The sequence below is a fragment of the Paenirhizobium selenitireducens ATCC BAA-1503 genome, from assembly GCF_000518785.1.
GTDB classification, from domain to species: domain Bacteria; phylum Pseudomonadota; class Alphaproteobacteria; order Rhizobiales; family Rhizobiaceae; genus Allorhizobium; species Allorhizobium selenitireducens.
This window is the reverse complement of the sequence record NZ_JAEG01000006.1, coordinates 400482-414342: the sequence shown is the minus strand read 5'-3', so window position 1 is coordinate 414342 and position 13861 is coordinate 400482. Positions and strand designations below refer to the sequence as shown.

The 13861-nt window shown below is 62.0% G+C and carries 13 protein-coding genes; 8 read left to right on the top strand and 5 right to left on the bottom strand.

The genetic code is table 11. The features are described 5' to 3' along the window. Positions 1–20: 20 nt before the first annotated feature. On the top strand, positions 21–983 hold the full coding sequence (locus L867_RS0109325; RefSeq protein ID WP_028736633.1) for a 2-hydroxyacid dehydrogenase: 963 nt from the start codon (positions 21–23) through the stop codon (positions 981–983). Positions 984–1008: 25 nt separating this feature from the next. Here L867_RS0109325 and L867_RS0109320 read toward each other — a convergent pair whose 3' ends face one another. Then, positions 1009–1761, bottom strand: coding sequence for a gamma-glutamyl-gamma-aminobutyrate hydrolase family protein (locus tag L867_RS0109320; RefSeq protein WP_028736632.1), 753 nt, complete (start codon positions 1759–1761; stop codon positions 1009–1011). A 487-nt stretch (positions 1762–2248) separates the two neighbouring features. Between L867_RS0109320 and L867_RS0109315 the strand changes: the two genes are divergently transcribed. Further along, positions 2249–3355 carry a TRAP transporter substrate-binding protein gene (locus tag L867_RS0109315; protein WP_028736631.1) on the top strand — a complete coding sequence of 369 codons (1107 nt, stop codon included), beginning with the start codon at positions 2249–2251 and terminating at the stop codon, positions 3353–3355. Between the two features lie 265 nt (positions 3356–3620). On the opposite strand, the gene L867_RS0109310 is transcribed toward L867_RS0109315, so the two are convergent. Further along, complete coding sequence (locus tag L867_RS0109310) at positions 3621–5159, bottom strand: TRAP transporter large permease (RefSeq protein WP_028736630.1); 1539 nt, start codon at positions 5157–5159, stop codon at positions 3621–3623. Between the two features lie 24 nt (positions 5160–5183). After that, positions 5184–5723, bottom strand: coding sequence for a TRAP transporter small permease subunit (locus L867_RS0109305; protein ID WP_028736629.1), 540 nt, complete (start codon positions 5721–5723; stop codon positions 5184–5186). 447 nt (positions 5724–6170) lie between these two features. On the opposite strand from L867_RS0109305, the gene L867_RS0109300 reads away from it, so the two are divergent. From L867_RS0109300 to L867_RS0109280, 5 genes are all read left to right on the top strand, one after another. Continuing rightward, a complete protein-coding gene (locus L867_RS0109300) occupies positions 6171–8474 on the top strand; it encodes a putative bifunctional diguanylate cyclase/phosphodiesterase (protein WP_028736628.1) in 2304 nt (767 codons plus the stop codon). Positions 8475–8673: 199 nt separating this feature from the next. After that, positions 8674–9429, top strand: coding sequence for an N-acyl amino acid synthase FeeM domain-containing protein (locus tag L867_RS0109295; RefSeq protein ID WP_028736627.1), 756 nt, complete (start codon positions 8674–8676; stop codon positions 9427–9429). A gap of 134 nt (positions 9430–9563) precedes the next feature. Further along, positions 9564–9788, top strand: a complete 225-nt coding sequence (locus tag L867_RS0109290; protein WP_028736626.1) for an aa3-type cytochrome c oxidase subunit IV — start codon at positions 9564–9566, stop codon at positions 9786–9788. Positions 9789–9817: 29 nt separating this feature from the next. Next, complete coding sequence (locus tag L867_RS0109285) at positions 9818–10117, top strand: hypothetical protein (protein WP_028736625.1); 300 nt, start codon at positions 9818–9820, stop codon at positions 10115–10117. 8 nt (positions 10118–10125) lie between these two features. Continuing rightward, positions 10126–10956, top strand: coding sequence for an NAD(P)(+) transhydrogenase (Re/Si-specific) subunit beta (locus L867_RS0109280; RefSeq protein WP_028736624.1), 831 nt, complete (start codon positions 10126–10128; stop codon positions 10954–10956). A 102-nt stretch (positions 10957–11058) separates the two neighbouring features. Here L867_RS0109280 and L867_RS0109275 read toward each other — a convergent pair whose 3' ends face one another. After that, complete coding sequence (locus L867_RS0109275) at positions 11059–11859, bottom strand: tetratricopeptide repeat protein (RefSeq protein WP_232363913.1); 801 nt, start codon at positions 11857–11859, stop codon at positions 11059–11061. 202 nt (positions 11860–12061) lie between these two features. Further along, positions 12062–12295 carry a 30S ribosomal protein S21 gene (gene rpsU / locus L867_RS0109270; protein WP_028736622.1) on the bottom strand — a complete coding sequence of 78 codons (234 nt, stop codon included), beginning with the start codon at positions 12293–12295 and terminating at the stop codon, positions 12062–12064. A gap of 302 nt (positions 12296–12597) precedes the next feature. Between rpsU and L867_RS0109265 the strand changes: the two genes are divergently transcribed. Next, entirely contained in the window at positions 12598–13851 is a 1254-nt protein-coding gene (locus L867_RS0109265) for a sarcosine oxidase subunit beta family protein (protein ID WP_028736621.1), read from the top strand. Positions 13852–13861 lie beyond the last annotated feature (10 nt).

Sequence of the window (13861 nt, the reverse complement as noted above, 5' to 3'; positions counted from 1 at the left end):
CACCAATCATGGGGCCGACCATGCCGAACGCGCGTGTCACCATTCTTGTGCCGGGCCGCATCAATCCGCGGGTCGTCGACAGGCTTTCCGAACATTTTGAGATCCGTGCCGTGCCGCATGGCAAGGAGCTGGAGATTTCCAGGGGGGACGCCGAGGCGATCCGCGGCGTCGCGGTTTCCGGTGCGCTGCCGGCCAACTGGATCGAGGCGCTGCCCAATCTGGAAATGATCGCCAGTTTCGGCGTCGGCTATGACGGGGTCGATGTCGCGGCCGCAGCGCGGCGAGGCGTCATCGTCTCCAACACGCCGGATGTTCTCAACGACGAGGTCGCCGACACCGCGATCGCGCTGCTGATCAACACGGTGCGGCAACTGCCGCAGGCCGAAACCTGGCTCAGGCAGGGCCGGTGGTCGGCGGAGGGGCCGTATCCTCTGTCGCCGCTCTCGCTGAAGGGCCGGCACGTCGGCATCCAGGGCCTCGGCCGGATCGGGCTCGAGATCGCGCGCCGGCTCGAACCCTTCAAGGTCAGGATCAGCTATCACACGCGCCGGCCGCGCACCGATGTCGGCTACGGCCACTATGCGAGCCTGATCGAACTGGCCGAAGCGGTCGATACGCTGATATCCATCGTCCCGAAGACGCCGGAGACGGTGAAGTCGATCAATGCCGATGTGCTGAAGGCGCTCGGGCCGAACGGCGTCCTGATCAATGTCGGTCGCGGCACGACGGTCGACGAGACGGCGCTGATCGCAGCGCTCAAGGATGGGACGATTGCCGCGGCGGGACTCGACGTGTTCGAGAACGAACCGCAGGTGCCGCAGGCGCTCATCGACCTGCCCAACGTCTCGCTGCTGCCGCATGTGGCTTCGGCCTCGGTGCCGACGCGCAACGCCATGGCCGATCTCGTGGCCGACAATCTGATTGCCTGGTTCAAGACGGGACGGGCGCTGACGCCGGTCCCGGAAACGCCTCAGAAGCCCTGAGGCGATCCAGACGGCGAGTGGACGTTTACGCCTTCGTCTTGACGTAGGCGCGCACGGCGTCGCCGAAAGCCTCGAACAGCGCGCGCGACGGGCGGTCGGTTTCCGCCCAGTATTCCGGATGCCACTGCACGCCGATGGCAAAGCCCTTGGCGTCGATCACCGAGACGGCCTCGATTGTGCCGTCATCGGCAACCGCTTCGACCTGAAGGCCGGGCGCGGTCCTGGAAATCGCCTGGCGGTGCAGCGAGTTGACCGGGATCGAGCCCGCGCCGAGATAGCGGGCGATGCAAGAACCTTCGGCGACGACCACGTCCTGGCGGATGCTGTACATCACGTCGCGGTCGGGATGCTGCGGCTTGCGATGATCCCAGACACCTTCCTGTTCATGGATCTCGGTGGCCAGCGTGCCGCCGAGCGCGACATTCAGTTCCTGGATGCCGCGGCAGATGGCAAGCAGCGGGATGCCGCGTTCGAGAGCGCGGCGGATCAGCGGCAGGGTGGTCGCATCGCGCGCCGGATCGAAGGGGCCGTCGCTGTCGCGCGCTTCGGCGCCGTAGAGCGAGGGATGCACGTTCGTGGCCGAACCGGACACCAGAAGGCCATCCACGCGGTCGAGCAGCGCATCGGTTTCGTTGCCGTCCTCGAAGGCCGGGATGATGAAGGACATGACGTCGGCGACCTTCAGGGCGGCCCTGACATACTGGTTCTGCGCGGCGTGCCAGCTCGTACCGTCGAATTCACGAATATCGGCGGGAATGGCAATGATTGGTTTGGGCATCAAAGACTCCGGGGAAGGCCTGTGCGGCTCCGCATTTCTTGGAGTGAGCCGGGGGGAGAAGTCAATATGCGATCTTTGCGGAATGGTCGCCTTTGCCCTGTCTGTGTCCGGGATCGTACATCTTGGCGATATATGGCTGACTGCCTCGACGGGCACATCGCGGATCGCACCGCTCGTGGTTGATTATTGATAATTTCGAACCCGGCTGCACGGCCGGCGAATTCCGGTCGGATCGGGGTGTTCGGAATGACCGGCGTGCCCTTGGCCGGATTGTGCGAGAGGTTGGCGAATTGCCTAAAAAAGCAACTATTACAAGCTTTAGGCAGTCGTCGCGCCGACAAAGCAACTGAAAGGCTTTCTACGTCGAAAGAATATTGCGGCAGCGCTTGAAACGCTTTGGACAAAATGGTTATCTCGCCGGCATTGCCAGCGGGAGGGGGCGCAAGGTTTCCCCCGTTTGGAGCAAACCATGATGGGAGGTCAATTCATGGATCGTCGTTCATTTATCAAGAAAGCGGGCGTGGCCGGTGCCGGTGCCGCCGCATCCACGGTGCTGGCAGCGCCTGCCATCGCCCAGGAGAACCCGAAGATTACCTGGCGCATGACGTCTTCGTTCCCGAAGTCGCTCGACACGATTTACGGTGGCGCAGTCGACATTGCCGAACGCGTTGCAGCTGCTACGGACGGCAATTTCTCGATCCAGGTCTTTGCTGCCGGCGAAATCGTCCCCGGCCTGCAGGCGCTCGATGCGGTCGCCGGCGGCACGGTCGAAGCAGCCCACACCACCTCCTATTATTTCTGGGGCAAGGAACCGACCTTCGCCTTCGGCACCGCAATCCCCTTCGGCCTCAATGCGCGTATGCAGAACGCCTGGTTCAACCAGGGCAACGGCAACACGCTGATGAATGAATTCTATGCCACGCAGGGCGTCTACGGCCTGCCGGCCGGCAATACCGGCGTTCAGATGGGCGGCTGGTTCCGTAAGGAAATCAACACGGTCGACGACCTCAAGGGCCTGAAGATGCGCATTGCCGGTCTCGCCGGCAAGGTTCTCGAGAAGGTTGGCGTCGTGCCGCAGCAGCTCGCCGGCGGCGACATCTATCCCGCGCTCGAAAAGGGCACGATCGACGCGGCCGAATTCGTCGGTCCGTATGACGACTCCAAGCTCGGCTTCCACAAGGTCGCCAAGTACTACTACTATCCGGGCTTCTGGGAAGGTGGACCGGTCGTTCACGGCTTCTTCAACCTGGAGAAGTACAACAGCTTGCCGAAGAGCTACCAGGCGATCCTGCAGGATGCCTGCGCCTTCGCCAACACCAACATGATGGCCAAGTACGACGCCAAGAACCCGCAGGCTCTGAAGCAGCTTGTGGCCGAAGGCACGGTGCTGCGTCCGTTCAGCCAGGAAATCCTGGAAGCCTGCTACCAGGCTGCCCTCGAGATCTACGCTGAACTGTCGGCTCAGAGCCCGTTCTTCAAGAAGGTCTACGATGACCAGCTGGCCTTCAAGAAGGATGCCTATCTCTGGGCACAGCTCGGCGAATACACCTTCGACACGTTCATGATGATCCAGCAGCGCGCCGGCAAGCTCTAAGCTTCCACGCGACGATCCTGAAACGCGGAGCCCCGGGCGCGAGCCCGGGGCTTTTTGTTGCGTACCTGCTTACAGACGTGACGGGCGCTGACACGGTCCGAACACGGCCGAAGGCGTTGAATCCGGATTGGTCGCGGTAAGGGCGGTGAACCGCGTGTATCCGGTGCGGCGACCGTCCGCAGGCAAAAAGAAGCCCCGGACGTGGCCGGGGCTTCTGGTCATTTCTGCGACGAGAGGCGGCGCCCTGCGAGTGCCGCCGACGCTTTTACTTGATCACCGGTGGCTGGCTGAGGTCGGGAGCCGGGGCGCCGGTGGCAGGAGCCTGGCCGGGCAGCCCAGCATCGCCGCCGAGCGGAGGCAGGCCAAAGTTCGGCGCGCCGTTGCCGCCATCCGAGCCCAGCGGCGGAAGAGACATGCCTCCACCCTGGCCAAAGCCCGGAATTTCGATGTGAACGCTGTTCAGATCGACCTGAGGACCCTTGTCGAGCCACATCGTCACAGACTCCGGCCAGAAGATGATGATCGCCACCAGGAGCAACTGCATGCCGACCCAGGGCAGGGCGCCCATGTAGATGTCGGAGGTCTTCACATCCCGTGACGCGATGCTTCTCAGATAGAACAGCGCGAAGCCGAATGGAGGATGCATGAAGCTGGTCTGCATGTTCACGCAGAGCAGCACGCCGAACCAGATCAGGTCGATGCCGAGGGCCGAGGCCACCGGTGCCAGCATCGGCACGACAATGAAGGCGATTTCGAAGAAGTCGAGGAAGAACGCCAGGATGAAGATGAAAATGTTCACGAAAATCAGGAAGCCGACCGGGCCGCCGGGAATTCCGGAAAGCATGTGCTCGATCCAGCGCGAGCCGTCCATGCCCTGGAAGACGAGGCTGAATACGGTCGAGCCGATGAGGATCATCACCACCATGGATGTGATGCTCATCGTGGACCGCATCGCATCCTGGATCAGCGGCCAGGTCAGGCGGCGGTGCATCGCTGCCAGTGCCATCGCACCGACGACCCCGAGGGCGCCGGCTTCGGTCGGCGTGGCGAGGCCCATGAAGATTGTGCCGAGCACCAGGAAGATCAGGACGACGGACGGCAGCATGCCGGCCAGAACCTTTCCGACCAGCGCCCAGCTGAAGTCGCCGCGTGCCTCTTTCGGAAGGGGCGGCATCAGCTTCGGCTTGATGATCGAAAGGACGAAGATGTAGAGGATGAAGAGCCCCACCTGCAGGATCGAGGGGCCGATGGCGCCGAGATACATGTCGCCGACCGACTTGCCGAGCTGATCGGCGAGCACGACGAGAACCAACGACGGCGGAATGACCTGGGTGATCGTTCCAGATGCGGCAATGACGCCGGTTGCAAGCCGCGGGCTGTAACCGTAGCGCAGCATGATGGGGAGGGAGATCATGCCCATCGTGATCACCGAAGCGGCCACCGTTCCGGTGATGGCGCCGAGGATCGCGCCAACCAGAATGACCGCATAGGCAAGACCGCCGGGAATGGCGCCGAAGAGCTTGCCCGTACCTTCAAGAAGGTCCTCGGCGAGGCCGCATCGTTCCAGAATGGCACCCATGAAGGTGAAGAACGGGATGGCCAGCAGCAGGTCGTTCGAGACGATGCCGAAGAAGCGCATCGGCAGGGCCTGCAAGAACAGGTCGCTGAAGTGGCCAGTGGCAATGCCGATGATGCCGAAGAACATGCCGACGGCAGCGAGCGAGAACGCCACGGGGAAGCCGTAGAGCATGAAAACGACCATGCCCAAGAACATCGCCGGTGGAATGATACCGTAGTCGAACAAAGCGTTATCCCCCAGATCGGTTTGTTATTGAAGCGGCTTTTCGTATTTTGTATCGATCTCAATCCGCCCGGTCAGGGCCGATACGCGCTTGATCAACTCCGATATGCCCTGCAAAGTCAGCAGTCCGAACCCCGTCACCAGCATGAGTTTTACCGGCCAGCGAATGAGACCGCCGGCATTCGAGGAAATCTCGCCTTGCTGATAGGACAGCAGGAAGAAGGGCCAGCACAGCCAGGTCAGATAGATGCAGGCCGGGATCAGCAGGAGCACCAGTCCAAAGACATCGATCCAGAGCTTGCCGCGTTCGGAAGCCGAACCGTAGAAGAGATCGACGCGGACGTGTTCGTTGTTGCGCAATGTGTGGGAGGCGCCGAGCACAACGACGAAGGCGAAGAGATACCACTGAATCTCGAGCCAGCCGTTGGAGCTGTAGTTGAACATATAGCGGATGATGGCGTTGCCCGCGCTGATCAGGCAGCAGAGCAAGACAAGGAACTCGGCCACCTTGCCGACAAATTGGCTGATCGCGTCGATCAACCTGCTGAACGCTAGAAACATTCCCATATCGTTTTTCCCCAGAGAGTGCCTCGTCCTTAGAGCATGGGCATGTATCACGCAACGGGTCAACTCGCCGGGTTTCCGGCCTTTTCACAATATGACGGCCCGACCGGCATAGTCTTTCGTCTAATGCATTTCGTCAATTTTGCCACCGGGCGAAGCCTGAGCCGGGAGGCCTGTCCGACTCTCCTTCCAGGCCTGGCGAAGTGTGTCATTTCGGGGCAGGAGGGCTATATGCGTTTCACCGGGCTTTACTCGATTGGCAGTCCCGAATTGCCTTCCGTGCGAGAATGAGGCAACGATCGCTCATGGCTCGGCGCCCTTTGCCGCGAGTTGCCGCGAGACCAGTCTCGACCGCGTGGCAGGCGATGGTCGACTATGGATTTTCCGGTGTCCTTGGCAATCGATTTTTAAATCGTTTTGCATAGGTTGCGAGGATAAGGAGGCCAACAGATGAAGGCTCAAAGCACGAAAGCTGTGCCGACGGACGTTTACCTGTCCTTCGTCAGCTCGCTGTTCGGCAACAGGCAGACTCTGTTTACCGGCATGCTGGTCCATATCCTGACCTATGTCGCGGTCTATCAGAAGTCAGGCTCCGTATTCTATCTCTGGCTCATCGCGGTCTTCTCGCTGATCTGCCTTTTCCGCATCTACTGGTTCATGAAGTTCGACCAGATCGACAAGGCTGCCCTTCGTCGCGACGAGATCGCCGACTGGGAGCGCATCTATCTTTATGGCGGCGTGGCGACGACGACGGTGCTGGGCGTCGGCAGCGGCTATGCCATCGCCGTCATCCAGGATCCCTTCGCCGAGCTCGCCTGCATCGCGGTCACCATGGCGTCGATGGTGTCCGTCGTCGGGCGAAATTTCGGCTCGCGTCTGGCGGTCAACCTGCAGACGGCGACCGCCAGCCTGCCGATCATGATCGGCTGCCTGATGGTCGGCGACCTGCACATGGTCATTCTCTCGATCATGCTGCTGCCGTTCATGCTGACCACCCGCAAGATGGCCAACGGTGTACGCGACTTCCTCTACAAGAATGTCATCATCGCGCGCGAGAACGTGTTGATCGCCGAGACCTTCGACACTGCGCTCAACAACATGACGCACGGCCTGCTCATGCTCGATCCGCAGAACCGCATCGAGGTGATCAACCGCAAGGCCTGCGAACTGCTCAATCTCGGCGACCGCTACCGGCTGAAGAACTGCGACCTCGACGTGGTGCTGCGCTATGGGGTGCGGCACACCTTTGTCGACGGTTCCATGCCGAGCCTGATCCAGCGCCAGCTCGCGCAATTGATGGACGGCACGATCTCGCGTGCCATCATGCAGTTTTCCGAGGATCTCGTGCTCGAATTTTCCGCCAGCCGTCGCCCCGAAGGCGGCGTCGTGCTGATCTTCGAGGATGTTACCGCGCGCGTCCGCGCCGACCGCAAGATCCTGCACATGGTGCGGTTCGATTCCCTCACGGGCCTGCCGCAGCGCGGCTACTTCGCCGATCTCGTCAAGGACCAGATCGCGGCGCGCAAGAAGAGCGGCGAGATCGGATTCATGGTCCTCGACGTCGACGAGTTCAAACACGTCAACGACATGAAGGGCCATGTGACGGGCGACCGGCTGCTCGCCGAGATCGCCCATCGGCTGTTGAAGCTTGCTGCGGGGGAGGCGATCGTCGGCCACCTCGTCGGCGACCAGTTCGTGCTGTTCTTCCCCAACCTCGAGGAAAGCCCGGACATCGAGCGGCGCATGCGCGCCATCCATGCAGACATTGCCGGCCAGTACGACATCGATGGCACGAGCTTTGCCGTGACATTCTGCGCCGGAGCGGTGCTGATCGAAAGTGCCGAGCTGCGCATGGAGGAATGGCAGATCAAGGCCGATCTGGCCGTGTTCGAATCGAAGTCGCGCGGCAAGGGCAACTTCACCGTCTTCGCCCAGGAAATGGATGCGCGCTATATCGAGCGGCAACGGCTGAAGACCGATCTGAAGACGGCCGTGGAGAGCGACGCGCTGCAGGTGGTCTATCAGCCGATGTTCGTGCCCGACGGATCGCGGATCGCCTGCTGCGAGGCGCTGTCGCGCTGGACGCATCCGGAGAAGGGCGCGATCCCGCCGAACATCTTCATCCAGATCGCCGAAGAAATGGGGATCGTTACCGACATCACCCGTTTCATGATCCGCACGGCCTGCCGCGATTGCACGACGTGGCCGGAGCCGATCGGCGTTTCGGTGAATCTGTCCGTGCTGGACCTGCGCAACGACGACATCGTCAAGACGGTTCTCGACGCGCTTGCCGAGTCGGGCCTCGATCCGAGGCGGCTGCATCTCGAAGTCACCGAATCGAGCCTGATCGAGGAACTTGCGGCGGTCAGCCTCATTCTCGAGGATTTGCGCAAGCACGGCATTACCATCGCGATCGACGACTTCGGCACCGGCTTCTCCAGCCTCAGCTATCTCGACTCGCTGCCGGTCGACCAGGTCAAGATCGACCGGTCGTTCGTGCGCAATATCGGCGAGGATGCCAAGCGGCTGAAGCTTTTGCGCGGCATCGTCACGCTGTCGCGCCAGCTCGATCTCGGCATCATCGTCGAAGGGGTGGAAACCCAGGAGCAACTCGCCTTGCTGGCCAAATATAACCTGGCCGACCTCATCCAGGGCTACGTCTATTCGATGCCGATCGCCTCGGCTGCCGTTAGCGATCTGGCCGAGCGGGCGGAAAAGAAGCTGGTTCCCGCCGCCGCCGCGCACGTCGCCTGACGTCCCAGAAAATCTCCAACTCTAAAATCCCCTGCATTTAGAGGGTGCATATTCCATTGCAACTCTCGGTTAACCATGTTTTCTAAGCATTTGTTAACCTTAACGAACGGTAAATGGTCGCAGTACAAGATTTCGCAACTGCGCAACCCCTCGGGGATTGCTAGTGTTGGTTAACGAAACGTAAACCGCGAGAAATCGGATGAACCTTCACACCTCGGTCACTGAGAGCTTCTCGGCAAAGCTCATGGAAATTCTCGACCATGTCGAGTACCGCCGGGTCGAGAGCAGCGAGGACATGGAGGAGGTCGCGCGCATCCGCTACAAGGCCTACAAGATGGCCGACATCCTGCCGCTCAGCGGTACGCAGCTGATCGACGACGTCGACTTCGATCCCCAGGCCTATGTGTTCGGCGTCTACTACGATGAGCAACTCATCAGCACGGTGCGCATGCACCATGTCACGCCGGACCACCGGGTGAGCTCGTCGCGGGACATCTTCCCGGCGGAGATCGACGCGTTCCTCGATGCCGGCATGTCCCTGATCGATCCAGTCCGCTTTGCCGCAGATCCGGCGATCATGAAGGAAATGCCGGCCATTCCTTACCTCACCTTGCGGATCGCCATCATGGCGGCGGCCTATTTTGACACAGACCGCGTGCTCCAGCTCGTCAGCCCGCAGCACGCCGCCTTCTACAAGCGCGTCTTCTATGCCCAGACCATCGTGCCGCCGACCCGGAACTGCGGCAAATACAATATCGACCTTACCCTGATGGCGACCGATACGAAGGATGTCGGGCGCAAGCTCCTGACCCGTTTCCCCTTCTTCATCTCCTCACCGAGCGAGCGGCGCATGATGTTCTCGCGCGGCGAAGTGAGCACGCTGCCGCCGCTGACCATCCTGCCGACCGCTCGCTACATGCCGGCGGGGGATCTCGGAGTGGATCTGCCGCTCTGATCCATTGCGCTTCGCGGTGGCTTTGTGTAAGGCGGAAACAGGGGAGGCGTCTTCGACGCAACTCGGCACCTGACGAAATTCAAGTCGGCGGCCCGCCACAGGCGTGATGCGGTGGGCCCAAGGGGAGACAGATCATGAGCGAACACCACAGCGGTCCGGTCGAAACCGGTGCATCGATGAACTACAACGAGCATGAGAAGACCTATGGTCTCTTCATCTCCGCAACCAAGTACAGCACCGTCTTCCTCGTTGCGCTGATGCTCGCCATGGCAGCCGGTTTCTTCGGCGGCGCTGGTTTCTTCGGTGGTCTGATCGTTCTCGTCGTACTGACGGTCGCCGGCGTCTTCATGATGCGTTGATCGCCAGGCGGCTGGGGAAGGGCGCAAGCATGTTCGCCGCCGCATCCGATCCGTTTTTCTTTAGACTGGCCGTGTTCGTGCTGGCGGTTTGCGCCGGCTGGTTGATGGTATCGCGCAGCTTGCGGGGGCATCGCCAGTCATTCGTGTTGATCGCCGGGCTTGTTGCCGGCGTGATCTCGAGCGGGGCGATCCAGTCCGTGGCCATGCTCCCGCCCGGCGAGGCGCGCAGCCTGTCGTTTGCGGCATTGCTCCTGGCCTCGGCCGGCGTGGTCGCCGGCCTTCTGATCGCCTTCCGGCGGATTACCGCCGTGACGCGCCGCGATCCGTAGGGCCGGCCATGCAGGGTCTTTCCGTCATCTGCGATCTCGGCGCTATCGTGCTTCTCGTGCTCGCTGCCGTGCGTGGCGCCAAGGGGCATCCGCTGCACGCGATCGTTCCCCCTTTGGCATGCGGCCTGGCTTTCGCGGCGCTGGCCGCGATTCTTGCCGCCCAGCCGTCCTTCGGCAACCTCCTGCTTGTCGTGCTTGCCCTCGGCGTCGGCGGCACCCTGGGTGCCGGGGCCGCGATCGGCGTGTCGGTTGCGCGTATCCCGCTGGCGCTCACCGGCTTTCTGGTTCTCTACGGTCTCGTCGCGCTGCTTCTCTCCTTCGCCGCGACCGGCACCAATGCCTCGTTCTGGAACTCCCACATGGCGCCCGGTGAGCTCGAACGTATTGGTGCGGCGATGATCGCGGCGATCGCCGGTTCGCTCGTGCTGGGCGGTGGCGGCGCCCTCTTCCTGCAACGCCTCTGGCCGGAGCGCCAATTACGGCTGTCGTCGCACTGGGTGCGCTCCATGCAGGTCGCTCTCGCGGCGGCAATCGTGTTGATGGCCACCGTCTTTCTTGTCACGAACGTCCCGTTGGCATTCTGGTTGAGTTCCTCGGCTGCGATGCTGGCCGGGGCTGCGGTCGTGTTGCCGCTGGATGAAACCGCGCGCTGGCCGCTGTCGGTGCTGTTGACTGCGCTTTGCGGCTTTGCCACCGCTGCGATCGGCTTTGCCCTTGCCAGCCTGTTGCTGATCATTGCCGGCGGGTTGGTGGGCGCATCCATGGCTGCCGTGTTCTCCAGCCTGTGCCAGGAAGCCAGAAGACGGCCGTTGCGGCTCATCTTCGGAAAGCGGGGCTGACTGCGTCGCCGCCTCTGCGCCGTTGGCCCGGCAGGCAAGGGCAAGAAAAAGCCGGCGCGTGGCCGGCTCTTCATTTGGATTTTCCGGCTTTCGTGCGCCTGATCAGGCGCCGCCGCCGCGTGTGCGGGCGAGACCTTGCTGCGCGGGCAGATACTTGGGGTCGAGGCCGAGGGCGTGCGAGTACGACTTCGCGGCACGGGCCTTGTCGCCGCGACGCTCGTAGATCAGCGCCTGGTTGGCCCAGGACTCGGCGATCTTGCCGTTGAGCTCGATGGCGTGGTTGAAGTCGGCGAACGCGTTCTCGTCGTCGTTCAGGGCGACGTAGGATACGCCGCGACCGTTATACGGCTCTGGCGCGCTCGGCGAGAGCGAGATGGCCTTCGAGAAGTCGTCGATCGCCTTGTCGTGCTGGCCGCGCAGCTGATAGATCAGGCCGCGATTGTGGTAGGCGCGTCCGTCGGTGGTGTCGAGCTGGATGGCGCGATTGAAATCGCCAAAGGCTTCGTCGATCCGGCCGGCCTGTCGGTAGATATTGCCGCGGCCGATATAGGCGACGTCGTAATTGGCGTTCAGGCGGAGTGCTGCGTTGTAATCCTTGGCGGCTTCGACCGGCTTGCCCATGTTGCGGTAGACGAGCGCGCGGTTGGCATAGGCCTGGTAGAAGTTCGGATTGAGCTGCAGGGCGGTGTTGAAATCGTCCAGCGCCTTGTTGAACTGGCCGGCCCGGCCATAGGCGGAGCCGCGGACGTTGTAGCCTTCCGGATCCCGCGGGTTGGCGGCGATGACCGACGACAGCGACGCGATGTTCTCATCAGACCCCTGTTCCCGGTCGATGCGAATCGTGTCCGAGGTTTCGATCGACTGGCATCCGGCGAGGCCGATGAGCGCGGCGACCGCGACCATGCCTGCAAGGCGGCGGGTGCCGGCGACAGAGATCCTGGATGTCTGGAAGAGCGTATGATCAATCATGGCGGGCCAATTTGTCCGGCGGTCTGGCCGCCGCCGAGGGACCGAACGGCAGCGATGTTGAGTATATAGGAAAAGGCGGCGGCGAAACGATCGCCCCCGCCCTTAGAACATCGGAAAACGTCGAAAAAACGACAGATCAGCGGGCGACGCGTGCCGGAGGCGCAGCGATCAGACCTTCGCGCTGCATGCGCTTGCGAGCCAGCTTGCGAACGCGGCGAACCGCTTCAGCCTTTTCGCGTGCACGCTTCTGCGACGGCTTTTCGTAGTAGTCGCGCATCTTCATTTCGCGGAAGATGCCTTCGCGCTGCATCTTCTTCTTGAGCGCGCGGAGCGCCTGGTCAACGTTGTTGTCGCGGACTAGTACCTGCACGTTTATCCCGTTCCTTTGGTTTTGAGTTGCAATCCCGCTAAAGTCAGGCCGTCAGCGGAATAAAAGGCAATGCTTTCACGAGGGCCTGGGCCCTGCGATTAGGGAGGCCAGATAACAGATTGCCTCTGCGAAGTCCATATGGCGCAGGCGTTTGCGGCAAGAATTTTCGTCCTGAGATGCGGCTAGCGATGGCGTGTCGAAAGACGGATGTCGGTACGTCGCAAAAGGGCGGTCGTGACGCATATGGATCTGCCACTGATGCTAGCCTATCCAATTGCCTTAACTACAGGAGTTAGAGGCGAATGCGCAAATATTCGGTTTTTGCCGTAGCCCGCGAGGCGCTCAGAGCTCACAAGGGCTGGGAAGCCCAGTGGGTCTCCCCCGAGCCGCGTCAGGCTTATGACGTGATCATCATCGGCGGCGGCGGCCACGGCCTCGGCGCGGCCTATTATCTGGCCAAGGAACACGGCATCACCAATGTCGCCGTGATCGAGAAGGGCTGGATCGGTGGCGGCAATACGGGCCGCAACACGACGATCATCCGGTCCAACTACCTCTATGAAGAGAGCATGGACATTTACGAGCATTCCCTGAAGCTGTGGGAAGGCTTGAGCCAGGATCTCAACTACAACGTCATGTACTCGCCGCGCGGCGTGATGATGCTGTCGCACAATGTGCACGACCAGCAGTCGTTCAAGCGCCATATCAATGCCAACAATCTCTATGGCATCGACAATGAGTGGCTGACGCCCGAGCAGGCCAAGGGCTTCTGCCCGCCGCTCGACATCGCCAAGACGGCCCGCTACCCGATCAACGGCGCGGCCCTGCAGCGGCGTGGCGGCACGGCCCGCCATGACGCGGTCGCCTGGGGCTATGCGCGCGCGGCTTCTGATCGCGGCGTTCACATCATCCAGAACACCGAAGTCACCGGCATCCGCCGCGGCCCGAACGGTGAGGTGACGGGCGTCGAGACGAATCGCGGCTTCATCGGTGCGAAGAAGGTCGGCGTATCGGCCTCGGGCCACAATTCGGTCGTCATGGGCATGGCGGACGTCCGCCTGCCGCTGCATTCGACGCCTCTCCAGGCGCTGGTGTCCGAGCCGATGAAGCCGATCTTCCCCTGCGTCGTGATGTCGAACACGGTGCACGCCTATATCTCGCAGTCGGACAAGGGCGAATTCGTCATCGGCGCCGGTACGGACCAGTACAATTCGTACTCGCAGACCGGCGGCCTGCAGATCATCACGCATACGCTCGATGCCATCTGCGAGCTGTTCCCGATGTTCCGCCGCGTCAAGATGATGCGCCAGTGGGGCGGGATCACCGACAACACGTCGGACCGTTCGCCGATCCAGGGCATCACGCCGGTGCCGAACCTGTTCGTCAACGCGGGCTGGGGAACCGGCGGCTTCAAGGCGACGCCCGGCTCGGCCAACCTCTTCGCACACCTGATCGCCAAGGGCGAGCCACACCGCCTGGCGGCGGGCCTCACCCTCGACCGGTTCCGCACCGGTCGCCTGATCGACGAGGCGGCAGCTGCCGCCGTGGCGCACTGATCCTCAAAGG